This window comes from Limimaricola sp., from assembly GCF_016125575.1.
Classification (GTDB): Bacteria; Pseudomonadota; Alphaproteobacteria; order Rhodobacterales; family Rhodobacteraceae; genus WGLM01.
Genome location: NZ_WGLM01000006.1, coordinates 90,587 through 115,625, shown reverse-complemented (window position 1 = coordinate 115,625; position 25,039 = coordinate 90,587). Strand labels below are relative to the sequence as shown.

29 protein-coding genes are annotated in these 25,039 nt (G+C 66.1%); 7 read left to right on the top strand and 22 right to left on the bottom strand.

Features of this window, described 5'->3' with window-relative positions:
- Position 1: 1 nt before the first annotated feature.
- The 10 genes from GC146_RS16215 to GC146_RS16170 form a co-directional block, all read right to left on the bottom strand.
- Positions 2 to 976 (bottom strand): DMT family transporter, encoded by a 975-nt coding sequence (locus GC146_RS16215; RefSeq protein ID WP_291841038.1) that lies wholly within the window; start codon positions 974 to 976, stop codon positions 2 to 4.
- Between the two features lie 84 nt (positions 977 to 1,060).
- Positions 1,061 to 1,681: an HAD family phosphatase gene (locus tag GC146_RS16210; RefSeq protein ID WP_291841036.1), complete on the bottom strand. Its 621-nt coding sequence runs from the start codon at positions 1,679 to 1,681 to the stop codon at positions 1,061 to 1,063.
- Positions 1,678 to 2,130: a YaiI/YqxD family protein gene (locus GC146_RS16205; RefSeq protein ID WP_291841034.1), complete on the bottom strand. Its 453-nt coding sequence runs from the start codon at positions 2,128 to 2,130 to the stop codon at positions 1,678 to 1,680. The genes GC146_RS16210 and GC146_RS16205 overlap by 4 nt, the downstream gene beginning before the upstream one ends.
- Entirely contained in the window at positions 2,127 to 2,954 is an 828-nt protein-coding gene (fghA, locus tag GC146_RS16200; protein WP_291841032.1) for an S-formylglutathione hydrolase, read from the bottom strand. The genes GC146_RS16205 and fghA overlap by 4 nt, the downstream gene beginning before the upstream one ends.
- Before the next feature lie 4 nt (positions 2,955 to 2,958).
- Complete coding sequence (locus GC146_RS16195; protein WP_291841030.1) at positions 2,959 to 3,660, bottom strand: nitroreductase family protein; 702 nt, start codon at positions 3,658 to 3,660, stop codon at positions 2,959 to 2,961.
- Complete coding sequence (locus GC146_RS16190; protein WP_291841028.1) at positions 3,660 to 4,595, bottom strand: AEC family transporter; 936 nt, start codon at positions 4,593 to 4,595, stop codon at positions 3,660 to 3,662. The genes GC146_RS16195 and GC146_RS16190 overlap by 1 nt, the downstream gene beginning before the upstream one ends.
- Positions 4,596 to 4,667: 72 nt before the next feature.
- Complete coding sequence (rlmH, locus tag GC146_RS16185) at positions 4,668 to 5,138, bottom strand: 23S rRNA (pseudouridine(1915)-N(3))-methyltransferase RlmH (protein ID WP_291841026.1); 471 nt, start codon at positions 5,136 to 5,138, stop codon at positions 4,668 to 4,670.
- A 1-nt stretch (position 5,139) separates the two neighbouring features.
- A complete protein-coding gene (gene rsfS, locus GC146_RS16180) occupies positions 5,140 to 5,529 on the bottom strand; it encodes a ribosome silencing factor (RefSeq protein ID WP_291841024.1) in 390 nt (129 codons plus the stop codon).
- Between the two features lie 178 nt (positions 5,530 to 5,707).
- Entirely contained in the window at positions 5,708 to 6,262 is a 555-nt protein-coding gene (rsmD, locus tag GC146_RS16175; RefSeq protein ID WP_291841022.1) for a 16S rRNA (guanine(966)-N(2))-methyltransferase RsmD, read from the bottom strand.
- A complete protein-coding gene (locus GC146_RS16170; RefSeq protein WP_291841020.1) occupies positions 6,259 to 7,467 on the bottom strand; it encodes an FAD/NAD(P)-binding oxidoreductase in 1,209 nt (402 codons plus the stop codon). Before GC146_RS16170 ends, rsmD begins: the two co-directional genes overlap by 4 nt.
- Positions 7,468 to 7,551: 84 nt before the next feature.
- Between GC146_RS16170 and GC146_RS16165 the strand changes: the two genes are divergently transcribed.
- Complete coding sequence (locus GC146_RS16165; RefSeq protein ID WP_291841018.1) at positions 7,552 to 8,037, top strand: peroxiredoxin; 486 nt, start codon at positions 7,552 to 7,554, stop codon at positions 8,035 to 8,037.
- Positions 8,038 to 8,130: 93 nt separating this feature from the next.
- Here GC146_RS16165 and GC146_RS16160 read toward each other — a convergent pair whose 3' ends face one another.
- From GC146_RS16160 to GC146_RS16125, 8 genes are all read right to left on the bottom strand, one after another.
- Positions 8,131 to 8,625 carry a hypothetical protein gene (locus GC146_RS16160; RefSeq protein WP_291841016.1) on the bottom strand — a complete coding sequence of 165 codons (495 nt, stop codon included), beginning with the start codon at positions 8,623 to 8,625 and terminating at the stop codon, positions 8,131 to 8,133.
- Between the two features lie 165 nt (positions 8,626 to 8,790).
- Positions 8,791 to 9,636: a mechanosensitive ion channel domain-containing protein gene (locus GC146_RS16155; RefSeq protein ID WP_291841014.1), complete on the bottom strand. Its 846-nt coding sequence runs from the start codon at positions 9,634 to 9,636 to the stop codon at positions 8,791 to 8,793.
- 77 nt (positions 9,637 to 9,713) lie between these two features.
- Positions 9,714 to 10,088: a 4a-hydroxytetrahydrobiopterin dehydratase gene (locus GC146_RS16150; protein WP_363241749.1), complete on the bottom strand. Its 375-nt coding sequence runs from the start codon at positions 10,086 to 10,088 to the stop codon at positions 9,714 to 9,716.
- The gene (locus GC146_RS16145) at positions 10,085 to 11,266 is read right to left on the bottom strand and encodes a GNAT family N-acetyltransferase (protein WP_291841012.1); all 1,182 of its coding nucleotides are present in this window, start codon (positions 11,264 to 11,266) and stop codon (positions 10,085 to 10,087) included. The genes GC146_RS16150 and GC146_RS16145 overlap by 4 nt, the downstream gene beginning before the upstream one ends.
- 31 nt (positions 11,267 to 11,297) lie before the next feature.
- A complete protein-coding gene (locus GC146_RS16140) occupies positions 11,298 to 12,050 on the bottom strand; it encodes a glycerophosphodiester phosphodiesterase family protein (RefSeq protein ID WP_291841010.1) in 753 nt (250 codons plus the stop codon).
- The gene (locus GC146_RS16135; RefSeq protein ID WP_291841008.1) at positions 12,047 to 12,511 is read right to left on the bottom strand and encodes a RidA family protein; all 465 of its coding nucleotides are present in this window, start codon (positions 12,509 to 12,511) and stop codon (positions 12,047 to 12,049) included. Before GC146_RS16135 ends, GC146_RS16140 begins: the two co-directional genes overlap by 4 nt.
- A gap of 62 nt (positions 12,512 to 12,573) precedes the next feature.
- Complete coding sequence (locus GC146_RS16130; RefSeq protein WP_291841006.1) at positions 12,574 to 13,890, bottom strand: HlyD family type I secretion periplasmic adaptor subunit; 1,317 nt, start codon at positions 13,888 to 13,890, stop codon at positions 12,574 to 12,576.
- Positions 13,887 to 15,635, bottom strand: a complete 1,749-nt coding sequence (locus GC146_RS16125; protein ID WP_291841004.1) for a type I secretion system permease/ATPase — start codon at positions 15,633 to 15,635, stop codon at positions 13,887 to 13,889. Before GC146_RS16125 ends, GC146_RS16130 begins: the two co-directional genes overlap by 4 nt.
- A gap of 150 nt (positions 15,636 to 15,785) precedes the next feature.
- Here GC146_RS16125 and GC146_RS16120 point away from each other — a divergent pair, with 150 nt between their 5' ends.
- Genes GC146_RS16120 through GC146_RS16110 form a run of 3 tightly spaced genes read left to right on the top strand, consistent with a single transcriptional unit; the run spans position 15,786 to position 17,580 of the window.
- Positions 15,786 to 16,529 carry a VacJ family lipoprotein gene (locus tag GC146_RS16120; RefSeq protein WP_291841002.1) on the top strand — a complete coding sequence of 248 codons (744 nt, stop codon included), beginning with the start codon at positions 15,786 to 15,788 and terminating at the stop codon, positions 16,527 to 16,529.
- 28 nt (positions 16,530 to 16,557) lie between these two features.
- On the top strand, positions 16,558 to 17,184 hold the full coding sequence (locus GC146_RS16115) for an ABC transporter substrate-binding protein (protein ID WP_291841001.1): 627 nt from the start codon (positions 16,558 to 16,560) through the stop codon (positions 17,182 to 17,184).
- Between the two features lie 3 nt (positions 17,185 to 17,187).
- Positions 17,188 to 17,580 (top strand): hypothetical protein, encoded by a 393-nt coding sequence (locus tag GC146_RS16110; RefSeq protein WP_363241745.1) that lies wholly within the window; start codon positions 17,188 to 17,190, stop codon positions 17,578 to 17,580.
- A gap of 7 nt (positions 17,581 to 17,587) precedes the next feature.
- Here the strand turns inward: GC146_RS16110 and GC146_RS16105 are convergent, their stop codons facing one another.
- The gene (locus GC146_RS16105) at positions 17,588 to 19,852 is read right to left on the bottom strand and encodes a PBP1A family penicillin-binding protein (protein ID WP_291840999.1); all 2,265 of its coding nucleotides are present in this window, start codon (positions 19,850 to 19,852) and stop codon (positions 17,588 to 17,590) included.
- Between the two features lie 267 nt (positions 19,853 to 20,119).
- Here GC146_RS16105 and GC146_RS16100 point away from each other — a divergent pair, with 267 nt between their 5' ends.
- The 3 genes from GC146_RS16100 to GC146_RS16090 all read left to right on the top strand — a co-directional run bounded on the left by GC146_RS16100 (position 20,120) and on the right by GC146_RS16090 (position 22,423).
- Positions 20,120 to 20,458, top strand: coding sequence for a P-II family nitrogen regulator (locus tag GC146_RS16100; protein WP_291840998.1), 339 nt, complete (start codon positions 20,120 to 20,122; stop codon positions 20,456 to 20,458).
- 32 nt (positions 20,459 to 20,490) lie between these two features.
- Positions 20,491 to 21,819 (top strand): ammonium transporter, encoded by a 1,329-nt coding sequence (locus GC146_RS16095; protein WP_291840996.1) that lies wholly within the window; start codon positions 20,491 to 20,493, stop codon positions 21,817 to 21,819.
- Positions 21,820 to 22,009: 190 nt separating this feature from the next.
- Complete coding sequence (locus GC146_RS16090; protein ID WP_291840994.1) at positions 22,010 to 22,423, top strand: hypothetical protein; 414 nt, start codon at positions 22,010 to 22,012, stop codon at positions 22,421 to 22,423.
- 15 nt (positions 22,424 to 22,438) lie between these two features.
- On the opposite strand, the gene GC146_RS16085 is transcribed toward GC146_RS16090, so the two are convergent.
- The 3 genes from GC146_RS16085 to smpB form a co-directional block, all read right to left on the bottom strand.
- Positions 22,439 to 23,623, bottom strand: coding sequence for an amino acid aminotransferase (locus GC146_RS16085; RefSeq protein ID WP_291841299.1), 1,185 nt, complete (start codon positions 23,621 to 23,623; stop codon positions 22,439 to 22,441).
- Entirely contained in the window at positions 23,623 to 24,483 is an 861-nt protein-coding gene (sseA, locus tag GC146_RS16080) for a 3-mercaptopyruvate sulfurtransferase (RefSeq protein WP_291840992.1), read from the bottom strand. The genes GC146_RS16085 and sseA overlap by 1 nt, the downstream gene beginning before the upstream one ends.
- Positions 24,484 to 24,562: 79 nt before the next feature.
- Complete coding sequence (gene smpB, locus GC146_RS16075) at positions 24,563 to 25,039, bottom strand: SsrA-binding protein SmpB (protein ID WP_291841298.1); 477 nt, start codon at positions 25,037 to 25,039, stop codon at positions 24,563 to 24,565.

Here is a 25,039-nt window from a genome sequence, read left to right as displayed (position 1 = left end):
TCTAGCGTTGCAGTTGCGGCGCCTCGGCCACGGGGGCGGGCCGCGCACGCGATTCGCGCCAGAGCGTATAGAGACCCGAGGCGATGATCAGCCCTATACCGACAAATGCCACTGCATCGGGCCATTCGCCGAACACGAGAAGGCCCCAGAAGATCGCCAGCACCAGCGACAGGTATTCGAACGGCGCAACGAAGGCCGCCTCGGCCATGCGATACGCCTTCGAAATGAAATAGCCGCCCATTGCCGAACACAGGCCAATGGCGGCAAGGATCAGGTAGTCGGCCTGGCCCGGCCATGTCCAGGCGCGCAGCAGGAAGGCGAGCGAGGCGTTGTCCTGCGCGGCAAAGTGGCCGTCGCCCACGGTTACCCCGAAACCGATGCAGACAATCAGGAACGTCAGCTGGATGTAGAATGACAGCGTCGCCGCGCCGTCAGTGCGCCCGATAGTGCGGGTCAGCATGTGCATCGCCGAATAGGCCACCGCCGAGCCCATGGGCAGTAGCGAGGCGGGCTGAAACGCCGCCGTGCCGGGACGGATCATCACCAGCACCCCGATGAACCCCACGGCCGTGGCGGCCCAGCGATGCGGGCCGACCGTTTCGCGCAGGAAGATCACCGAGAATAGCGTCACGATCACCGGGCAGATGAAGAAGATCGCAACCGCCTCGGCCAGCGGCAGCGCCGCAAGGCCCAGAAAAAACAACATGTTGGAAGTGACGACGAGAAGCCCGCGCACGATGTGCAACAGTGGCCGGCGCGTGCGCACGATGCGCAGACCACCGGCTCCGGGTGCGATCAGCGCAAAAAGCACCCCCAGCGCGACGACCGAACGGATCAGCACCACCTCGTGCAGCGCGTAGCCCCCCGAGAGAAACTTGATCGCCATGTCGTTGACCGAAAAGAACGTTACCGAGACCATCGCGCTGAAGGCGGCGACGGCGGCAGTGCCGAAGGGGACGGGGCGGAGGGCGGTCATTGGGCGGGCCTTTCCCACCCAGATGGCAGCAGCGTGGCGCGACACGTCGCGCCGGTTTCCGACATCTGCGCGGCGGGTCTGGCCTCAGGCCGCCTCGGCCTCGCTCAGCAGGCCCTCGGCCACCAGCCGCGCGGCCCAGCCCGCGGGCCCGTCGAAATGGTGGGTCTGCCAGCCGCGCGCGGCCGCGGCGGCGATGTTGTCGGCGCGGTCGTCGGTGAAGAGCAGCCGTTCGGGGGCCACCCCGCAATCGGCCTCGACCATGGCATAGATCGCCGGGTCGGGCTTGATCACGCCCATGTGGCCCGAGATGTAGGCGCGGTCGAAACTGGCCAGGAAGGGGTAGTGCGGCACTGCGAAGGCATGGGTCTGGATGCCGAAATTCGTCAGCGAAAAGACCGGCACGCCTTTCGCCTGCAGCGCCGCCAGCAGCCGCACGGAGCGGTCGATGGCCGGGCGCGCCATCTCGATCCAGTGGGAATGCCACATCCCGATCTCGTCGGCCCAGTCCGGGAACCGCGCGGCGCAGGCCGCGACCTCGGTCTGCCAGTCGGCGCCGCGGTCGATCGCGTCGTTCATGCCATGCAAGTCCACGGCGTCGAACATCGCGCGGCGGCGCGCCTCGCCGATGGCGCTGTCGTAGAACCGCTCGGGGTTCCATTCGATCAGCACGTTGCCGATGTCGAATATCACGGCGTCAACGCTCATCCTGTCCTCCGTTTCGCGGCCTGCACGGCCCGTTCCAGCCCGTCGAGAAAGCGCGCGCGCTCGGCCTTGCCAAAGCTCTTGCCGCCGCCCTGGCGGAACGGATCGGCCGCGCGCAGGTCGGCCATCAGGTCGCGCGTGGCCAGAACGCTGCCGATATTGGCCTCGGTCAAGGCGCTGCCGTCGTGGCGGATTACCTGCGCGCCGGCAGCCACGCATTTCGCGGCCAGCGGGATATCGGCGGTCACCACAACGTCGCCCGCGCCGGCGCGTTCGGCGATCCACTTGTCGGCCACGTCAGGCCCCTCGGGCACGATGACCAGCTCGACCAGCGGGTTGGCGGATGGCCGGATGCCGCCGTTGCACACCAGCGCCATGCGCAGCCCGTGGCGCGTCGCCACGCGCTCGGCCTCGGCCTTGACCGGGCAGGCGTCGGCATCGACGTAGATCACGCGCGCAGCGCCTCGGCATGCAGCGCGATATGGTCGCGCATGAAGCTGGCCACGAAGAAATAGCTGTGGTCGTAGCCGCCCTGCAGCCGCAACTGCCCCGGTTGGCCGCGGGTCGCCATCGCCTCGGCCATTGCCGGCGTGCCCAAAAGGCTGGCGAAGGGATCGCGCGTGCCGGTGTCGATCAGCAGCGGCCCCTCGAACCCGTAATGGGTCATCAGCAGCGAGGCGTCATGGCTTTCACCCGCCTGGACCGAGCCGAGATAGGCCTCGAATTGCGGGCGGCCCCAGTCGCTTTGCGTGGGGTTGCAGATCGGCGAGAAGGCCGAGACAGAGCGGAACCGCCCCGGCATCCCCATCGCCATCGTCAGCGCGCCGTGCCCGCCCATCGAATGGCCCGTCACCGACTGGCGCTCTTCGTCCACCGCGAAAGCGGCGGTGATGATCCGCGGCAATTCGTCGGTGACATAGTCCCACATGTTATAGTTGGGCGCCCAAGGCGCCTGCGTGGCGTTGAGGTAGAACCCCGCGCCTTGGCCCAGTGCGAAATCCTCTGCATTGGCGATGCCCGCCCCGCGCGGCGAGGTATCGGGAAAGACCAGCGCGATGCCCGCCTCGGCGGCCCAGCCCTGCGCCCCGGCCTTGAGCATGGCATTCTCATGCGTGCAGGTCAGCCCGGCGAGGAACCACAAGAGCGGCACGGCGCGATGTTCGGCCGCGGGGGGCAGGAACAGGCCGAACGTCATGTCGCAGCCGCAGGCATCGGAGGCGTGCGAATAGACGCCCTGTACACCGCCGAAACACCGGTTTTCCGAGATCGTTTTCATGGGCTTATCCTTCGGCTGATGCAGGCGCGCGGCAAATGGTCATGACCTCGGCCAGCGGTTTCTTGATCTTGGCGGCGGCGGGCACGGTGGCATCCCCGGCCGGGTGGCCGACGACAAGGATCATCACGGGCTTTTCCGCCGCCGGTCTTGCGCAAAGATCATTGAGGAACTTCATCGGGTTGGGGGTGTGCGTCAGGCAGACCAGCCCGGCCATGTGCAGCGCGGTGATCAGGAAACCGGTGGCGATGCCCACGCTTTCGGGCACGTAATAATTCTTGCGCCGCGTGCCGCTGGCGGTGGTGCCCCAGCGTTCGGCGAAGACCACGATAAGCCAAGGCGCGGTGGTCAGGTGCGGCTTGGACGCGCCGGTGCCGATCGGTTCCAGCGCGGCCAGCCATTCGTCACCACCGCCGCCGGCGTAGAACGCCTCTTCCTCGGCCTCCGCGGCTTCCCTGATGCGCGCCTTCATCGCCGGGTCGGCGATGGCGACGAAATGCCAAGGCTGGTGGTTGGCGCCGCTGGGCGCGCTGGCGGCGGCGGCGATGCAATCGGCGATCACCGCCTCGTCGACGGGCCGGTCGGTGAAGTCGCGCACCGAATGGCGCTTGCGCATGGTGGAAAGAAACGCCTGCGCCGCCGCGGCGCGTTCCGCGTCGGTCAGGTCTGCGCGGTCGGGCAGGGGGATGGGCTGGTAGGCCCCGGTCATCACAGCACCCCTTGCGCGATCCAGCCGATCACCAGCGAAACGGTGACGACGCTGACCGCGGTCGAGACGAGGATGGAGGCCGACACACGGTGCGGCGCCACGCCGTAATGCTGGGCCAGGATATAGACGTTGCCCGCCACCGGCAGCGAGGCCGCGGCGATCATCACCGAGGCCTGGTCGCGCGGCACGTCGAAGACGACAAGCGAGGTGAAGGCGACCGCGGCCGGGTGCAGCGCCAGCTTGCAAGTGCTGAGCCAGCCCGCCACAGCCAGCCGCTCGGCCGACTTGGTGGCGAGTGACGCGCCGATGGCGAATAGCGCGCCGGGCGTGGCCGCCGCCCCAAGCAGCGTCAGGAAATCCGTCACAGGCACCGGCAGCGGCACCTTGGCGGCCGAGACGGCGAGGCCCAGCACGATCGAGACGATCATCGGGTTCTTCAACAGGCCAATGCCCACGGTGCGCAGGATTGCGGGCGACATGCGGCCATCGCGTGAACCTGTCACGAGGATCACGATGAGCGAGCCGAAGACGATCAGGTCACAGGCCAGCACCAGCATGACCGGGCCCACCGCCGTGGGCCCGAGCAGCATCGCCAGCATCGGGATGCCCAGAAAGCCCACGTTGCCGATCACCGCGCATTGCGCCTCTACCGCGGCCTCGGCCACGCCGCGCCGGCGCAGCATCGCCACGGCGGTGGCCAGCAGGTAGATGGTGCCGGTCCCGGTCAGGTAGGCCAGCACGAAGGGCCAGCCGAAGATCTGCCCGATCGACAGCGTCGCGGCAAAGCGAAACAGCATCGCCGACAGCGCGAAGTAGAACACGAACTTCGTCAGGTAGGCCGTCGCCTCGGGCGTGAAGAACTGCCGCCGGCCCGCGCCGTAGCCCAGACCGATCAGCGCGAAGAACGGCAGTGTCTTGAGGAAGATGTCCCACATGCAATGCGGCGTAGCACGGGCGCGGGGCGGGGAAAACGGCTCGCGCGCGGGCGCGCGCGATTTTCCGGCGCTTCAACTGCGGTGATAGGGCAATCCGGCAAGGATCGTGACCGCGCGGTAAAGCTGTTCGGCCAGCATCACCCGGATCAGCATGTGCGGCCAGACCATCGGCCCGAACGACAGCGCGGCATCGGCGCGGGCGCGTAGTGCGGGGTCGATCCCGTCGGCGCCACCAATGACAAAGGCCGCCTCGGACCGGCCCGCGTCGCGCCATCCCGCAAGCATTTGCGCGAAATCGGGGGAGGACATCAGCTTGCCGCGTTCGTCCAGAATGCACACCACAGCGCCGGCGGGGATGGCGCGCTCCAGCAGCGTGGCCTCGGCGGCCATGCCGCCGCCCTTGCGGTCCTCAACCTCGGCCACCCGGGCAGGGCCAAGGCCCAGCGAACGACCCGACCGTTCGGCGCGTGTCAGGTAATCATCGATCAGCGTGCGTTCAGGGCCAGCCCGCAGCCGGCCCACGGCACAGATCGTCAGCCGCATCTCAGCGGGCTTTGGCCACCGCCTCGGCGGGCATCCAGAGTTTTTCCAGCTGGTAGAACTCGCGCACCTCGGGCCGGAAGAGGTGAACGATCACGTCGCCGGAATCGATCAGCACCCAGTCGCCGGTTTCCTTGCCTTCGATCTTGCAGTTGGTGCCGAAAGCCTCTTTGAGGCGTTCAGTCAGCTTCTCGGCGATGGCGCCGACCTGCCGGCTGGACCGGCCGGTCGCGATGACCATGAAATCGCCCATCTCGGACCGGCCGCGCAACGGAATCGTCACGACGTCTTCGGCCTTGTCATCGTCGAGGGAGGCGAGGATCACGGCGAGCAGCGCATCGCTTGCCGCAGGGTTCGTTCCGGTCATGATGCCGGAACGCGCAGGGGCGGGCATGTCCGCCGTTGTGTTGAGAGACAGGTCATTGTCCTCCTGATGCGCGCCGTCCTTGGCCACGGCGCCGGGCCTGATCCCAAAGGTAACGCTGGATTCGTGACATTTCAACAAATCCGGCCCTGTCGGGTCCAAGGGGCGGCGGATACAGGCCATTGGCTGTGGCCGCAAGAGCGCACCTTCATCCCTGCAAAACCGTGACCCAAGTGTCGCCATAGCGCCGCCGGTCAGCAAGGGTGAAGCCCGGCGGCGGTATCTGGGGGGCGTTTTCCTCCCACACCACCAAGGCGCCCGGGGCCAACCAGCCGCCCGCACCTGCGGCCGCCAGCGCGGGCGCACCAAGGCCCTTTGCATAGGGCGGATCGAGAAAGACCAGGCTTGCCGGTGCGGGTGCGGGCGGCAGCCGGGTGGCATCGACCGCCAGCAACGTCGCGTGATCGGTCCGGCCCGCCCGGCGCAGGTTATCGCGGATCAGGCGGCCCGCCACCTTCCCGTCATCGACGAAGGTCACATGTGTCGCGCCGCGTGACAGCGCCTCCAGCCCCAGCGCGCCGGTGCCGGCAAAGAGGTCGAGCACGCGCGCGCCCGTCACCGGATCGCCGAAACGGCCGCCTGCAAGCATGTTGAACAGGCTTTCGCGCACCCGGTCGGCGGTGGGGCGCAAGTGCGCGTCCGTGTCGCCTTCGCCGACGTCGGCCAGTTTCAGGCCCCGGTGCCGTCCGGCGATGATCCTCACGCGCGCAACAGCGCCTTGAGGTCGGCCTCGGGGTTGCAGATGACCTCTGGGGCAGGGGACTTGCCACCCTCGATCAGCCGCTTGCCGATCATGTAGGCGCGCGGATCGTTCATCGCATCGACGGCCACCAACGCACCCGCGCGGTAATACCAGTGGCTACGCCCTTCGCCCGCCTGCCGCACATGCACCGCGTCATAGCCGTGGTTCAGCCCCGCGATCTGCAGCTTGCAATCGTACTGGTCTGACCAGAACCAGGGCGCCGGATCGTAATTCACCTCCTGCCCAAGGATGTTCAGCGCCACAGCCTCGGCCATGTCGATGGCGTTGCCCACGCTTTCCAGCCGAATTCGCTGCCCGTGGAAAAGGCACGAGGCGCAATCGCCCGCGGCCCAGATCGCCGGGTCCGAGGTGCGGCCGTGGATATCGGTCAAGATGCCATTGTCGATGGTCAGGCCGGCGCTTTCTGCCAGTTCCGTGGCGGGCGAGATGCCGACACCGACGATGACGAAATCAACATCCATCTCGGTATCGTCAGACAGCATCGCACCCGACACCCGGGCCTCGCCGATCAGGTGCTTCAGTCCCGTGCTTTCGCGGATATCGACGCCATGCGCACGGTGCAATTCGCGGAAATAGTCCGAGGTTTCGGGGCAGGCCACGCGCTGAAGGATGCGCGGCGCCATTTCCAGCAGCGTCACCTCCAGCCCTTTCTTGGCGGCCACCGCTGCTGCCTCCAGCCCGATATAGCCGCCACCGACGATCAGCACCTTTCGCCCCGGCTGAAACTGGTGCGCCATCGCGTCGGCATCGGCGAGGTCGCGCATCGTATGGACGCCGTCCAGATCGCCGCCAATCGCGGCAGGCAGGCTGCGCGGGTGCGAACCCGTGGTCAGCGCCAGTGCGTCGTAACGGATCACCTCGCCATCACCCAGCGTGATCTCGCGCTCGGCCGGGTCAAGCGCCACCACTTGTGTGTCAAGGCGCAGGGCGATGTCGTGGCTGGCGTAAAACTCCAGCGGGCGCAGGAACAGCCGGTCCAGCGTCATCTCGCCCAGCAGGTAGGCCTTCGACAGGGGCGGGCGCTGGTAGGGCGGCACATTCTCGGCACCGATCAGGGTGATCCGGCCGGCAAATCCTTCGGCCCTCAGCTTGGCGACCAGCGAGCAACCGGCCTGCCCGGCCCCGACGACGACGACATGTTCCATTCAATCTTGTTCCCGATGCTGGCAGTTGCGCAGGCGAAGCCTATATCCCTCGGAAGTTAGACCGCAATCAAGGACAGACCCGCGATGACCCTCTCCAAAGGACAAGTTTTCCCCGATGCGCAACTCAGCGTGATGGGCCCTGATGGCCCTGCACTGGTAAGCCTTGCCGACAAACTCAAGGGCCGCAAGGTGATCGTGTTCGGCCTGCCGGGGGCCTTCACCGGCACCTGCTCGACCACGCACCTGCCCAGCTTCATGCGCGTCTCCAAGGCGCTGGCCGAGAAGGGCGTCGAAGAGATCATCTGCGTCTCGGTCAACGATCCTTTCGTGCTGGATGCCTGGGACAAGGCGACCGGGGCCAGTGCGGGCGGCGTGACGCTGATGGGCGATGCCACCGGCGCGCTGACGCGCGAACTGGGCATGGCCTTCGATGCGCCTGCGATCGGCCTGACGGGGCGGTCCAACCGCTATGCCGCGCTGGTCGAGGATGGCGTGGTGACGCAGGTCAACATCGACGAACCCGGCGTTTGTGACATCTCGACGGGCGAGCGGTTTCTGGAAGCGATCTGACCGGCATTCATCGGCTTGATCCACAGGACCGGCGCGCCCCAACGGCGACAATGAAGGTCGGAAGTTCGAGAGTTCACTTGACGGGACCTCCCGTCAGGTTGCTTGAGGTTGCAACTTGGCAATGTTGGAGCGCGTCGCCGCGCGCAGTGCCCAGACAAGCAGCCAGCCGCCGAGGAACAAGCGCCCCGCAACCGAGGGCGCCCACTTCACCCCCCAGACGACGCGGGTCGCGGCTGGATTGCCCTCGACTGGCAGGAATCGCACGAAGCCGAGGAGCCGGCGCGTCGTGAAATTCTCGAACGTGTAGCTGATTGACGGCACGGCATTTTGCGGATCATTCGGGTCTGGCATTCCAGTGCCGACGATCTTTTCCGTCATGCGCATGGATGGCACCTCGCGCATGCTGCCCACGCGGCTGGGCTCTTGCCCATGATCACGCATGATGGCCCCGGTTTCGCCGTCCCAGACCCGCGCGAACCATTCGTGCCATGCAGCGGCCGGATCTCGGCCTACGACTTGCTCGACGGCGATTTCCCAGCCTTCGCGCGCCGTGTATTCCTGTAACCCGGCTTCGTCGATATATGCCATTTTTCGATCTCTTGGCCGACGTTCGCCAAGTGGCTCGCCGCCTGCGGTCGATCTTGCGTTATCCTGTCGCTGGATCAAGTGTTTTGCTCCGCCGGCCCGAAGCGCTGTCGCCAGTTTCGCCGCACATGGATGGAAGGGCCTTCATGCGGGCCCCTCCGGCGCGGTTCAGGCCGGGACTGTCAGGTGCGTCTGCGTCGGGAAAGGAATGTCGATGCCCTTGGCGTCGAAGGCTTCTTTCACCTTGCGCTTGATGTCTGCCTGAAACTGCCAGTAGTCGCTGCTGGTGCACCAGTAGCGCACGAGGAAATCCACCGAGTAATCACCAAGATTATTGACCTGCACGAAGGGTGCGGGTTCGGCCAATGCGCGCGGGTCAGCCTCGATCACCTCGCGAATGGTGTGCTCGACCAGTTTCAGGTCGCTGGAATAACTGACGCCGAACACCCATTCGGCGCGGCGCTGCTGATAGACGGAGTAATTGGTGATGACATCGCCCCAGACCTTGCCGTTGGGAACGATGACCTGAACATTGGCAAGCGTCGCCAACTCGATATTGTTGAGTGTGATGTCCTTGACGGTGCCCGACTGGCCTGCCACCTCGACGAAATCGCCCAGTTTGATCGGCCGGAACAGGATAATCATCACCCCCGCAGCGACATTCGCCAAGGTTCCCTGCAACGCCAGGCCTACGGCCAGGCCGGCCGCGCCGATCAGGGCGACGACGGATGTGGTCTGCACCCCGAAGGTGTTGAGAACGAAAATCGCCGTGTAGGCGAGGATGGCATAGCGCGAGAGGTTGCCGAGAAAGGTGAACAGCGTCTGGTCAAGGCGGCGATACTTCTGCCCCATCCGCACCAGCCGGCCGCGCACCAGCCCGGCGATGAAGAACCCCAGCACCACGATGGCGAGCGCGCCGAAGATTGACCCGGCAAGCGAGGCCAGCATGTCGAGCGTCAACAGATCGCCCAGCGTCTTGCCGTTCCAGATGACGGTGCCCAGCAGGTTGTCCATGCGTGTATCTCCTCTGTCGTCCGGGGCTCAGGTCTTGGACGCCCGGGCTTCCGAGGTCAACCCGATGGGCCCGGTCGTCAGTCCGGTGCGCCGCCCTTTGCATGCAGCTGGCAAAGGCATTCGACCGGCTCGGAATGGTCGCGCTGCACCTCGGCATTGCCGGCCATCGCATCCATCTTACGCGCCAGCTCCACGTCGAGCGCAGTCAGTCCATGCGCGTCATGCGTGGTCAGCGTGACGTCGACCACGTTGTAGACGTTCATCCATTCGGGGTGGTGGTTCATCTTCTCGGCAACCAGTGCAGCCCGCGCCATGAACCCCCAAGCTTCCGAGAAGTTGCGGAACTTCCAGATTTTGCGGATCGCGTCGCGGTCGGGAATTGCGCCCCAGCCGGATTGCCCAAGTGCAGGCAGGGCCGCGTCGCGTTCCGCCTTGGTCAGCGTCTCGGTCATTGTTGTTCCTCCTGATGGTGGCGTTTGAACGGGCCATATTGCGTCAACACCTCGATCTCGTGATCGACGGCGCGTTTTTCGGCCTCAAGATAGCGCGCGACAGCGTCGCGGAACCCTTCATCGCCGATCCAGTGCAGCGAGTGGGTTTCAACCGGCAGATAGCCGCGCGCCAGCTTGTGTTCGCCTTGCGCCCCGGCCTCAACCCGCAGGCCATGCGCGATGGCGTAGTCGATGGCCTGGTAATAGCACAGTTCGAAATGCAGGAAGGGGTGATGCTGGGTACAGCCCCAGTATCGGCCGAACAGCGTTTCCCGCCCGATGAAATTGAGGGCACCCGCGATCGGCCGCCCGTCGTCCAGCGCCAGCACCATCAGCATGTCGTCGCGCAGCCGTTCGTGGGCCAGATCGAAAAAGCGGCGGGTCAGGTAGGGGGTGCCCCATTTGCGGTTGCCGGTGTCCTGATAAAAGGCCCAGAACGCATCCCAATGCTCGGGGTGGATATCCTTTCCCGTCAACTGCACGATCTGCCCGCCAAAGCCCTGCGCCTCGGCGCGCTCCTTGCGGATCATCTTGCGCTTGCGGCTGGAAAGCTCGGCCAGAAAATCCTCAAAGCTGCCATAGCCGGGATTTTCCCAGTGAAACTGCTGGCCGGTACGGGCCAACAGGCCCATTTCGGCACCCGCCAGCGCCTCGGCCTCGGTGCAGAAGGTGACGTGCAGCGACGACAGCCGGTTCTCGGCCGCGATCTGCACCGCGCCTTGCAGCAGCGCGGCCATCCCGTGCACCTCTTCGCCGGGCGGCGTCAGAAAGCGGCGGCCCGTGGCCGGTGTGAAGGGCACCGCGATCTGAAGCTTGGGGTAATAGCGGCCGCCGGCCCGTTCCCATGCATCGGCCCAGCCGTGATCGAAGATGTATTCGCCCTGGCTGTGGCTCTTGGCAAAAAGGGGTGCCACGCCGATCAGCTTGCCCTCCGCCCGCGCGGCAAGGTAGCGCGGCTGCCAGCCCGAGCCGGTACCGACCGAGCCGCTATCCTCTAGTGCCTTGAGAAAGCGGTGGGTGGTGAACGGGTCGTGCGGGCGGCCGCCATCAGCCGTTTCAGGACAGGCACAGCCATCCCAATCGGCGGCGGAAATGTCGTCGATCCGGGTATGGGTGGTGATCTCGATCGTCGCGGTCATGGGCGTTGAGGTGGGTGCGGCAGCGCCCCGGTCAAGGCAGATAGCCCTCGAATGTGATGTTCTGCGCCACCTTTCGCGCCTCTGCCTCTTGCGCGGGCGTGCGGATCGTCCAGCACAATATCGCCGCGCCCGCTGCCTTCAGCTCTGCCACGCGCGGATTGCCGAGGTCGGCCGCTTCGTGGCTGATGAAGCACGCGCCGGTGCGGGCGTAGTCCGGAATGGCGGCCAGCCTCTCGCGGGTGGCGGGCGGGATCGTTAGCCAATCGGCCGCGGGAAAGGCGCAGGTCGTCAGGCCGCGCGGGATCGCGGGTGCAAGACTGGCCATTTCGCCCATCGAATGCGGGTTAAAGGACATCACCGCCACCGGGTCGTCATAACCCGCCAGCGCCTGCGCTGTCGCCTCTTCCAGCCGTCCCACGTCGGGGCCCAAGGCGCCGTCCTGGTCCTTGATCTCGATCAGCAGGGGCGCCCGGCCCGCCACCAGCGCCAGCACCTCGGCCAGCGTCGGGATACCCTCATCGCCGTGGCGCAGGCGGATCCGGCCCAGCTCGGCCGCCGTGCGGGTGGCCAGCGGGCCGGTCTCGCCTGTCAGGCGGGCAAGGTCGTAGTCGTGAAAGACCATCGGCACCCCATCGGCCGACAGTTGCAGGTCCATCTCGATGCCATAGCCCGCCGCGATGGCCGCGCGCATGGCCGCGCGGCTGTTCTCGGGGCGGCCCTCGGCCGTGTCGTGCAGCGCACGGTGGGCGAGGGGCCGGGCGAGAAAGGCAGGCGGCAGACTCATCTGATTTCGAAAATGCCTTCGATTTCAACCGCAACGCCAAGTGGCAGTGACGCCGCTGACACCGCCGAGCGGGCATGACGGCCAGCATCCCCCAGCGCAGCGACAAGGAAATCCGATGCGCCGTTGATCACCTTCGGCTGATCAGTGAAATCGGGGGTGGAGTTGACGAAGCCGGTCAGCTTGATCACCCGCGCCAGCCGGTCCAGATCGCCCCCGCAGGCGGCCTTGACCTGCGCCAGAAGGGTGATCGCGCAGGCGCGCGCCGCGGCCGCGCCCGCCTCGAGGCTCATGTCGGCGCCCAGCTTGCCGCAAATCAGTCCGTCGGGCCCGGAGGCGACCTGGCCCGACACCCAGACGGTGTTGCCGGTGACCACCCACGGCACGTAATTGGCGCGCGGGGCGGGCGCGTCGGGCAGGGTGACGCCAAGCTCCGCCAGTTTCGCTTCGAATTGTCCCGCCATCCTGCATCCTTTCCTGTCGTCGTGTTCGGCGCGACGCTACCCGCCTTGGCGGGCAGGGACAATCAGGTCTCGCGGAAGGCATGGGCGAAAAAATCGCCCAGCGGCTTTAGGAAATAGTCAAACAGCGTGCGGCTGGCCCCGCGCACCTGCACTTCGACGGGCATGCCGGGGATCAATCGCAGGCCTTCGGGCAGGGTTTTGGCCGCGCCCGGATCAAGTGCTACGGTCGCGCGGTAATAGGACGGCCCGCCGGGCTGGTCGCGGAAAGTATCTGCCGAGACGCGGGTGATCGTTCCGGCCACTTCCGGCGTGCGCCGCTGGTCGAAGGCGGTCAGCCGCAACAGCACCTCTTGGCCGGGGTGAACCTGGTCGATATCGCGCGGCGCGATCCGCGCGGTGATCTCCAGCGGGCGATCCCTTGGCACGAGGTAAAGCAGCGTCTCGCCCGGCCGGACCAGCGTCTGCGGCGCGGTGGCCACGAGGCCATAAACGGTGCCTGCGACCGGCGCGCGCACCGTGGCGCGGTCAATCTGCCGGATCAATTGCGCGCGCTTCTGGACCAGATCGGATTCGGCCGGGCCAAGATCGCGCAACTGACTGATGGCCTGTTCGCGGCGATCGTCGCCCAGTTTCAGCGCGGCCAGCGCAAGGCCTGCATCGCGCCCCTGCGCCTCGGCAATGGCGGCGGCGATAGCACCCTGTTGCCCGGCAAGATCGGCACGCTGGCGTTGCAGGGCGGTCAGCGTTGCGGCCTGTGCAAGGCCCCTGTCACGCAGGTCCTGCTGACTGGTGATCTGGGTATCGAGCAGCGCGATCTGCGCGGCTGCCCCCGCTGCCTGTGCCTGAAGTCCGCGAATTTGCGCGCCGACCTGTTCACGCTGGCGGGCCAGCTGTTCGGCCTCGTTGGCCTGCGCGGTGCGGCGTGCGTCGAAAAGGCGCCGCTGGCCGTCCATCAGCGTGGCGGCGACCGGATTGCTGGACGAGGTGAGGACCGGGTCGAACGTCAGGGTGTCCGCGCCGTCCTGCTCGGCCTCGTAGCGGGCGCGGCGGGCCATGATCTCGAATAACCGTCCTTCGATCGAGGCAAGATCCGAGCGGGCGGTTTCGGTATCGAACTCGAAAAGGACATCGCCCGCCTCAACCTGCTGGCCTTCCTCGGTTTGAACGGCCGCGATGACGCCACCATCCGCGTTCTGGACCGGCAGCCGATTGCGTTCGACCTCGATCTGGCCGGCGGCGATGACCGCACCGGTCAGGTCGGCAAAGGCGCCCCAGACACCAAGGAAAAGGGCAAGGGCCACCAGCGTCAGCAGCCCTGCCAGCACCGGCCCCCTTGCCCCGCGCCGGCGCATGGCGATCTCTGGCGCGGCCGCCGTCACGTGACACCACCGGGCATGGCTGCGCTGCGGATAATGCCGTGGTTCTGCACCATCTCGCGCAACACCTTGTCGCGCGGGCCAAAGGCGCGGCCAACTCCGCCTTCCAGCATCAACAAAATATCGCATTCCTGAATCGCAGCGGGGCGGTGCGCCATCACCACAACTGCACGACCATCGGCCTTTGCAGCGCGGATCGCGGCGTTCAGTGCCACTGTGCCGTCGTTGTCGAGGCTGGAATTGGGCTCGTCCAGCACCAGCAGAACCGGATTGCCGTAAAGCGCGCGGGCAAGGCCCAGCCGTTGCACCTGCCCGCCCGAAAGCGGCGCCCCACCGGGAGCCAGCACCGTGTCATAGCCCTGCGGCAGACGCAGGATCATCTCATGCGCGGCGGCGGCACGGGCGGCCGCGACCACGGTCGCATCGTCGGGTGCCGCTGAAAGGCGGGCGATATTGGCGCGCACTGTGCCTTCGAACACCGGTACGCGTTGGGGCAAATAGCCCACCAGCTCGCCCAGCGACGCCGGCCCGTATTGATCAAGCGTCGCGCCATCCAGCCGGATCGTCCCGGCAGCAGGCGGCAGCGCGCCGGTCAGCGCCTGAGCCAGCGTGGTCTTGCCTGCACCGGATGGGCCGATAACCCCCATGGCCTGTCCCGGCTGAATAACAAAGCCCACGCCGCGCACCACAGGCCGGGCGGTGCCCGGGGCCAGCAACGACAGCCCGTTGACCTCCAGCCGTGCAGCGGGACGCGGCAGCGCGGTGCGCACCGGCGTCGGCGGCAGGGCTGTCAGCAGCGCGGCAAGGTTGCGACGGCCCTCTGCTGCGCGCTGCAGCAGCGCCCACTGCGCAACCAGCGACTCGACCGGGGCAAGGGCGCGGCCCAACAGCACAGATCCCGCGATCATCGCACCCGGCGTGATCTCGCCCCGCAGTGCGACGAAGGCACCAAGCCCCAGCATTGCCGACTGAAGCCCCAGCCGCAGCGCCCGCGTGGTGGCCGAAAAGGCCCCGGCGGCATCGCCGGCGGCCAGCGATCGGTCCAGTGCCGATTGACGCACGGCCGTCCAGTGCGTCAACCCCGTCCCGGCCATGCCGAGCGCGGCCAGTGTCCCCGCCTCCGCGCGCAGATGCAGGCCCAGGGCCTCGGCCCGCTGCTGGGCCGCAACAGCCTCGGCACCGGGCCTGCGCGTCAGCGCCTGATTGGCCAGCGCGAGCGCCACAAGCGCCGCACCGCCCGCTACAGCCAGAAGGCCCAACAGCGGGTGGAACAGGAAGATCCCCGCAAGAAACAGCGGCGTGAAGGGCAGATCGAACAGCGCCGTCAGCGCGGGTGAGGAGAGAAATCGCTGCACCGCATCAAGGTCGCTGGCCCCGGTCGCGGCCTGCGCAGGCGCCGGGCCACCCGCGCCGGCAGCCAGCACCGCACCCAGAACGCGCCCTTCCAGCCGCGTCTGTACCCGAGCCGCGATGCGTGCCATGACCCGCGTTCGGGCGCCATCCAGCACCGCCATTGCGGCATAAAGCGTGACCATCAGCACTGAAAGCGCGATCAAGGTCTCGGCCGAGCGGGCCGGCAGGACCCGGTCATAGATGTTGAGCATGTAGATCGGCGCGGTCAGCATCAGTGCATTGACCACCGTGCTGAACACCCCCACAGCCCAGAGCAGGCCGCGGCTGTCGCGCAGCGCAGCGCGCAATTCTGCCGCCCCGCGCCCGGCCCTGTTGTCGGAAACGTGATGCGCCATCGTCGCCTGTCCGTCCCTGTCCACCGCGCCCAGCCGGGAATTTGCCGATTACATGGCTGGCCGGTTCTGTTACATATCCCTGAATCTATCCATCCGCTTAAGATCGGTCCATCTTTGTCATTGTTTTCGAAAAACCGGCTCGCGGCGGCGTTGGGACTTGCGGCTATCGTGGCCCTTACGGCCTGCACCCAGGCCCCGCCCGGGGCGGCCTTCAACGACCCGCACGAGGCGCGCAATCGGCGGGTTCACGATTTCAACGTCTCCTTCGACCGCAAGGTGTTGCGCCCGGTCGCAATGACGATCGCCAAGGCGCCGCCGGCCCTGACCGATCCGGTCGTGGCCTTCTCGCACAACCTTGCCCTGCCCGGAATGGTGGTGAACGGCGTGCTGCAGGGCAATGCCGGGATCGTGGTGACGAACACGGTGCGCTTCGTACTCAACAGCACACTGGGTATCGGCGGCCTTTTCGACCCGGCCAGTGCCGTCGGCCTGAACGAGCGCACGACCGATTTCGGAGAGACGCTGGCGGTCTGGGGATTTCCCGAAGGGGCCTATTCGGAAACGCCGATCCTTGGCCCCTCGACCCAGCGCGACAGCGTGGGCACCGTGGTGGACCTGCTGCTTGATCCGTTCAATTTCACAAGGCCCGCGTTGTCGTGGCGGTTGCAGTTGCCGTCATCGGCTGCCGCGCTGGTCATCCAGCGTGGCCGCTTCTCGGAAACGTTCGACTCAGTGCTTTACGACAGTGCCGACAGTTATGCGCAGACCCGGCTGATGTATCTGCAGAACCGGCGGTTCACCGCCGGCAATGCGACCAGTGCGTCTGGGCAAGACGCCGCCGATCCCTATGCTGACCCCTATGCAGATCCTTACGCAGACCCATATGCGAACTAGCCCCGCGCCGCTGAAGGAGACCAGGACCATGCCCCGGCCCGATACTCGCCTGCCCGCCAATCCCGGACGCCGCACCTTGCTGGCCGGTGCTGCCGGCCTTGCGCTTGTCGCCGGTCTTGGGCCTCGCGGCGCTTGGGCAATGACCACCGCGCAGGCCACCACGCTGGTCGATGCGCTGATCGTCGATATCAACAAGGTCATCGCCTCGGGCGAGAGCGAGGACCGGATGATCCGCGATTTCGAGGGCATCTTCGACCGCTACGCCGACGTGCCGGCGATTGCCCGCTACGCGCTGGGCGCGGATGCCCGCCGCGCCACCAGCAGCCAGATGGCGCGCTTCACCGCCGCCTTCCGCCTTTACATCACCCGCCGCTACGGCCGCCGCTTCCGTGAATTCATCGGTGGCCGGATCGAGATGACGGGCACCGTGCAACTGCCGCGCGGCGTGCAGGTCAAGACCAATGCCATCCTGCGCGGGCAGGCACCTTTCGAGGTTGATTTCAACGTTTCGGATGCCTCGGGCAAGGTGCTGTTCTACAACATCATCATCGAGGGCGTGGACATGCTTTTGTCCGAGCGGACCGAGATCGGCGCGATGCTTGACCAGCGGCGCGGCAATATCGACCAGCTTATCGCCGACCTCGCCAATACCTGAACCATGAGGATGATGCGCGGCATTGCGGCGCTGTTGTGTGTCTGGCCCGCCATCGTGGCTGCCTCTCCCTATGACGGCACCTACCGGCAGGCGACCGATTCGGACTGCGCGAAGATTGGCGAGCCGGGTGGAGCGCTGAAGATCGCCGACGGCGTCTTTACCGGCGTCGGCATGTCCTGCCAGATGACCCGGCCGGTCAACGTGGTGGACATGGACGCGACGCTTTACCAGATGGAATGCGGCGGTGGCGACGGCGCGTGGAGTGCCCGTGCGATGGTCATGAACACGCATGAGGGCGATGGCATCTTCATGGTCTGGGACGGCTACGTCTTCCGCTACGCGCGCTGTCCCGATCCGGAACCAAGCGGCGACGCTGCCCCCGCTGCCGGGGATTGAGCGCCGCTCAGTTGCCGCTGTTGGACGATCCGCCCAGAATGCCTTGCAACAACTGGTCGATGAAATTGCCGCCGCCCTGCTGTTGCGCCGTGCCGTCGATCACGTTGGTGCCCGGCACCATCTGTGGTTGGCCGTTACCCCCCGTCTGGTAATCGGCGGCAACAGGTGCCTGCATCGGCAGGGGCTTGGGCGTTTCGCCCTGCAGCACGCGCGTCATGGTGTCGTGCCAGATCTCGGCGGGCAGGCCGCCGCCGGTCACGCCGGTCAGCGGTCGGTTGTCGTCGTAGCCCATCCAGACGCCGGTGACGTAATCGGCGGTGAAGCCGATGAACCACGCGTCGCGCGCGGCCGAGGTTGTGCCGGTCTTGCCGGCGATCTGCCAGCCATCCAGCCGCGCCCTTGCTCCGGTACCGTCCTCGACGACCTTTGACATCATCCAGATCAGTTGCCGGTCGGCGGCCTCGCTGATCACCCGCTCGCCAATTCCGCCGGTGTTTGACATCAGCGGCGCATTGTCGCCCTTCAGCCGCAGGTCCGTGATGCCGTAGGGCGTGACCGAAGAGCCGCCGTTGAGGATGCCCGCGAAGGCGCCGGTCATCTCCAACAGCGTACTTTCAGAGGCGCCAAGTGCCAGCGCCGGGCCTTGCGCCAGATCGCTTTGCACGCCGAAGGCATGGGCGATGGCACGCACCCGGTCCAGCCCGACCATCTCGGACAGTTTCACCGCCGGGATGTTTCGGCTTTCGGTCAGCGCCTGCGTCAGCGTCATGGCGCCCTTGAACTGGTGATCGTAGTTTTGCGGGCTCCACGGCCCCGAACCGGGGATGTCGATGGTCAGCGGGCTGTCATCGATCATGTCGAGCGGCGACATGCCCAGATCCAGTGCACTGGCATAGACGAAGGGCTTAAAGAGCGATCCGGTTTGCCGCTTGGCTTGCGTGGCGCGGTTGAAGGCACCTGATAGCCCTGTCTGACGCCCGCCGACCATGGCGCGCACCGCGCCATCGGCTGACATCACCACGATCGCGGCCTGCGCGGTCGAGCCCTGTTTCACCCGCGTCTCGAATATCGACTTCAGCGCGTCTTCGGCGGCCTTCTGGATGCGCTGGTCCAGCGTGGTGCTGATGATCACGTCCTCGGTGGTATTGCGGGTGAAGAACTCGGGCCCCGAATCCATGGCCCAGTCGGCAAAATAGCCGCCGGCACGGGCCTGCGCCGCCTCTGACAGCTGGGCGGGATGGGTGCGCGCCTCGTTCGCCGCGGAGGTCGACAGATACCCCTGATCCTCCATCAGCCCGATCACGACATTGGCCCGGTCGATCGACCGGGCGATGTTGTTGGTGGGGGCATAGGTGGTCGGCGCCTTCAGCAGGCCGGCCAGCATCGCTGCCTCGGCCGGTGTAACCTCGGCTGCGGATTTGCCGAAATAACGTTGCGCGGCGGCCTCGAACCCCCGTGTGCCGGCGCCAAGATAGGCCCGGTTGAGGTAGATGGTCAGGATCTCGTCCTTGGAGTAGCGCACCTCCATCGCCATCGCGTAGACGGCTTCCTTGATCTTGCGCCAGAGCGTGGTCTGCCGGCAGTCGGATTCGTAATCCGCCTCGGTCTTCCAGATGTTCGCGTCATAGGGTTGGCCAAGGCACAGAAGCTTGGCCGTCTGCTGGGTAATGGTCGAGCCGCCATTGCCCGACAGCGGCCCACGCCCGGCGCGGATGTTGATCATCATCGCGCTGGCGATACCACGCGGGTCGATCCCGAAATGGTGGTAGAACCGCTTGTCCTCGGTCGCGACGACGGCGTTGCGCAGGTTCACCGAGACGTTCTTGGCGTCGATCACACCGCCAAACTGTTCGCCGCGCCACGCAAAAGTCTGACCATCGCGATCCATCAGCGTTACCGACCCGCGCGCACGCCCGTCCACAAGCGAGGATGCGGGTGGCAACATTGCCGCGTCATAGGCAACCGCCGCAGCAACCAGCAGCGTGGTGACCGCGCCGATCCGCCAGGCAAAAGCCCAGATCAGCCGGATGACGGACCGGATTGCCGCCCAGATTGTTCCCAGAAGCCAGCCGATGGGGCCGCGCCGGCGCCGCGGGGCCGCCTTGCGCGGCCTGCCGCCGTTACCCTTGCCGCCACTGGCGCCCTTGCCCCCGCGCGGGGGCTTGCGGCCGCCGTTGCCGCTACCATTGCCGCCTGTCCGGCCTCGTGCCGGGGCGCTTGCATAGCGCTTCTCGGCCACCAAAGGGGGCTTTCGTCCGCCTGTCCCGCTCATGCCTTGCCTTGGCTCTTCGCCTGCTCTTTGGTCCGACCATACAGGCCCGCGCTGCAAATGTGGAGCGGCATGAGCGGCGATCGCAATTTCATGTTCGCCCAATAATCAGGCAAATACACCAAATTGTGCAAAAGATGTGCAATCGCGCCATGGAATCGCCTGATCTGCTGCACTGCAGCGCTTGAGACTCGGGCCGTACCCCCTTCCTTCTGCCGTCGTGAGCGGTCCGCTGAGAGGCCGACGAAGGAAACTCGCAAGGGGATTAACGTGAAACTCATCATTGCAGCGATCAAGCCGTTCAAGCTCGAGGAGGTGCGCGAGGCGCTCACCACCATCGGGGTGCGCGGGATGATGGTGACCGAGATCAAAGGCTTTGGTGCCCAGTCCGGTCACACCGAAATCTACCGCGGCGCGGAATACGCCGTGAACTTCGTGCCCAAGGTCAAGATCGAGGTCGTCGTCACCGACGGCATGGCCGATCAGGTCGTCTCGACCATCGCCACCACTGCCAAGACCGACAAGATCGGCGACGGCAAGATTTTCGTTCTGGATGTGGACAGCGCCCTGCGCGTGCGCACCGGCGAAACCAACGACGACGCGCTTTGACCGCGACTTCCGACTGACAAGGGATAAACATGATGAAAAACCTGACAAGAATTTCGGGCCTCGCGGCGGGACTGGCAGTGCTTGCCACCGCTGCCTTGGCGCAAGATGCGCCGGCCGCGGCGCCGATGGTCGACAAGGGCGACGTGGCGTGGATGATGACGTCCTCGCTGCTGGTGCTGTTCATGATCGTTCCGGGCCTCGCGCTGTTCTACGGCGGGCTGGTTCGCACCAAGAACATGCTGAGCGTACTGATGCAGTGCACGCTTATCGCCGCGATGGTGATGGTGATCTGGATCCTCTGGGGCTACTCGATGGCCTTCGGCGGCGAGGGCACCTTCTGGGGCGGCCTGAGCAAGGTGTTCCTTGCCGGTGTCACGCCTGATTCACTCGCTGACACCTTCTCGGCAGACTACAAGTTGCCGGAATACGTGTTCATCGCCTTCCAGATGACCTTTGCCGCGATCACGCCTGCGCTGATCGTCGGGGCCTTCGTCGAGCGGATCAAGCTCTCGGCGGTGCTGCTCTTCGTGGCGCTGTGGGTCACCTTCATCTACTTCCCGATTGCCCACATGGTGTGGGGCGCGGGTGGTCTGGTCCTGAACTGGGGCGCGATCGACTTTGCCGGTGGCACCGTGGTGCACATCAATGCCGGTATCGCCGCTCTGATGTTTGCGCTGGTGATCGGGCCGCGTGTGGGCTTCGGCAAGGACAACATGGCGCCGCATTCGATGACGCTGACCATGGTCGGTGCCGCGATGCTGTGGGTCGGCTGGTTCGGCTTCAACGCGGGTTCCAACCTCGAGGCGACCTCGGGTGCGACGCTTGCGATGCTGAACACCTTCGTGGCGACCGCTGCCGCCGCCCTGAGCTGGTCGATCGTCGAGGCGATCACCCGTGGCAAGGCGTCCGGTCTTGGTGCCGCCTCTGGCATCGTTGCGGGCCTCGTTGCGATCACCCCGGCCTGTGGTACCACCGGCCCGGTTGGCGCGATCTTCCTCGGCCTCGTCGTCTCGCCGGTCTGCTACTTCTTCGTCACGACCGTGAAGTCGAAGTTTGGCTATGACGACAGCCTCGACGTCTTCGGTGTTCATGGTATCGGCGGCATCGTCGGCGCGGTCCTGACGGGTGTGCTCTGCGCCCCGTCGCTGGGCGGCACCGGCTACGTTGTCGAGGCCGGCACGATGGGCGCCCAGGTCATGGTGCAAATCCAGGCCGTGCTGGTCACCCTGGTGTGGTCGGGCGTCGGTTCGCTGATCCTGATCTACATCACCAAGGCGATCACCGGGCTGCGCGTCTCGACCGATGACGAGCGTCAGGGCCTTGACCTGACCTCGCATGGTGAAAGCGCCTACCACGCCTAAGAGATGTTCGACGGGGGCGGGTCCTCTTCCCACCCGCCCCTTTCACCTTCGCCCCGGGACCGCTGCGCGGCCCGGGGTTTTTCTTGTTCAGGTCGATGCGTGATTCGCGTTGCGTTGACCGGGCGCTGCCGGGATGCGATAAACCGGGTCAAGGCGGCCGCAAGTGCCGCCATCAGTCATGAGGCAAATGATGCGGTATCTGAAAACGATGGCCCTTGCGGGCCTGATGGTTGCTTGTGGTGGCATGGCGCAGGCTGGGCCGACGCTCTTCGCAGGGCTGGACTGGACGATTGGCGGCAATACCACGCTGCAAGGGGTTGTCGGGCTGGCCAGCAGTTCGATGGCATCGTCCGGGCGCGTAACCGGGGCTAAGGGCGCCGTGCATTTCGATCTGCTCGGGCGCGGCAACCAGCCGGAGTTCCGGCTGAGTGCTGTCTCTGGTAAAGGCGAAGTGCTGGGCGAGCTGGGCGTGGGCTACAGCCTTGGCACTGGCGTCTTCGGCGTTCTGGGCGCGACCGGCAACTACTTCGAATTTGGCGGCACGGCCAGTTTCCAGGGCGATGTGCAGGGCTACTTCGGCGTCAACAGCTACGGTAGCTTCTGAGAAAGCGCCGGGGTCTCAGACCCCGGCAGCCACGATTGCGCGGGCCAGGATCGGCACCGTCGTGGCATTCAGCCCGGCAATGTTCATCCGGCTGTCGCCCACCATGTAAATGCCAGCATCCGCGCGCATTGCCTCGACCTGTTCGGGTGTCGCGCCGATCCGGCTGAACATGCCGCGATGATGAGCGATGAAATCGAACCGGTCGGAATTGGTCAGCTTGCGCAACTCGTCCGCCAGTTGCTTGCGCAGGCCCAGCATCGAATTGCGCACCTCTTCCAGTTCCGCCTCCCAGTCGGCACGCAAAGCCGGGTCGGTCAGGATTGTCGTCACCACCCGCGCGCCATGATCAGGCGGGAACGAGAAGTTCTGCCGGTTGAGGAAGTTGAGGTTGGCCTGCGTGCGCTTGGCCTCGGTCCCGTCGCGCGCCACCGCCATCAGGATGCCGGTGCGTTCGCGGTAGATGCCGAAATTCTTCGAACAGGAGGCGGCGATCAGGCATTCGTCCAGCCCGCCGGCGACCTTGCGCGTGGCCGCGGCATCGGCACTCAGCCCGTCGCCGAAGCCCTGGTAGGCGAGATCCACCAGCGGCACCGCGCCGCGCGCCTTGAGAAGCGCGATCACCTCGTCCCACTGGGCAGCCTCAAGGTTCGCACCCGTCGGATTGTGGCAGCAGCCATGCAGCAGCACCACGTCGCCAGCCGCCACCTTGCCGAGATCTGCCATCATGCCGGCGAAATCGACCCCGCGCGTGGCGTCGTCGAAGTAACGGTAACTGGCCGTGGGGATGTTCAAGTACTTGATGATCGAGTTGTGATTGGGCCATGTCGGGTTCGAGACCCAGACGGTGGCCTGCGGGGCCGCCATGCGGATCAGCTCCAGCGCCTGTCGCACCGCGCCGGTGCCGCCCGGCGTGGCGATCGCCGCCACGCGCTCGGCCGCGACAGTATCTCCCAGCACCAGATCGCGCATCGCCGCGCCAAAGGCCGGGTCGCCGGCCAGACCGGTATAGGTCTTGGTGTCCTGCGTTTCCCACAGACGTTTCTCGGCAGCCTTGACGGCGCGCATCACCGGGGTCAGCCCGGTCGCGTCCTTGTAGACACCCACCCCAAGGTCGATCTTGTCCTTGCGCGGATCCTCGCGGAACGTCTGCATCAGCATCAGGATCTTGTCGGGGGCCTGGTCTTTCAGGGCGTCGAACATCATGCGTCTCCGGTGGCAATGGGCAGGTCGGCATATTGGCCCCATTCGGACCAGCTGCCGTCGTAAAGCGAATGATCGGACTTGCCCATGCGTTGCAGGGCAAGGTTGAGAATGGCGGCCGTTGTGCCCGACCCGCAGGTGGTGATGACCGGACGCGACAGGTCAACGCCGGCCGCTTCGAACACCGCGCGCAAATCTTCGGGTGCCTTCATCATGCCGTCCGGGTTCAGCAGATCGCGGAAGAACACGTTGCGCGAGCCGGGAATATGCCCCGACCGCAGGCCGGCGCGCGGCTCGGCCGCCTCGCCGCGAAATCGTGCAGGCGCACGGGCATCGACGATGACATGATCGCCCAGCTTTGCGGCGCGGGCCACCTGCGTGACATCCTTGATCAGCGCGTTCTGCCGCGTTGCCGTCATGTGCCGGTCACGCGGGATTGGCGGCATGTCCGACAGCGACCGCCCCTCTGCCACCCATTTCGGCAACCCACCATCCAGAACGGCGACATCGGTCTTGCCCATCAGGCGGAAGGTCCACCAGACGCGCGCGGCCGAAAAGAGGCCGGTCGAATCGTAGACCACCACCTGGTGCCCGTCGCCGACGCCCATCGCGCGCATCCGGCTGATGAACTTCTCGGGGGGCGGCGCCATGTGTGGCAGGTCCGAGCGCAGGTCGGCAATCTCGTCGATGTCGAAGAAGCGTGCGCCAGGGATATGACTGGCGGCATATTCCGCCGCGGCGTCGCGCCCCGCTCCGGGCATGTGCCACGACCCGTCAAGAATCCGCAGGTCCGGGTCCTTGAGGTGATCAGCCAGCCAAGCGGTGCTGACCAGCGTTCGGGGGTCGTCTTGCAGGGTCATGAGCGGCCTCGGGCAAAGGACATGGACCCTGATCTAGCCGTCCGCGGCGCGGGTGACAAGGCAAGCGGCCCGCGCGCCGTCACTCGTTATGGCGCAGCAGTCGGGCCTTCTGTCGGGCCCAGTCGCGCTTGGCGTCGCTGGCCCGCTTGTCGTAGGTCTTCTTGCCCTTGGCGACCGCGATCTTCAGCTTCACGATGCCGCGGTCGTTGAAATACATCACCAGCGGCACCAGCGTCATGCCTTCGCGCTGGGTGGCGTTCCACAGCCGCGACAGTTCCTTGGCCTTGCACAGCAGCTTGCGCCGGCGCCGTTCCTCGTGGCCCCAAGTCCGCGCGGGCTCGTAGGGGGCGATGTAGGCGTTGGTCAGCCACAATTCGCCATTCTCGACGCTGGCATAGCTTTCGGCGATGTTCGACTGGCCCGTGCGCAGCGATTTCACCTCTGACCCGGTCAGGATGATGCCGACCTCAAGATCGCTCTCGATGGCATAGTCGTAGCGCGCGCGCCGGTTCTCGGCGATTACCTTGTAGTTCTTGTTGTCGGACTTGCTGGCCAT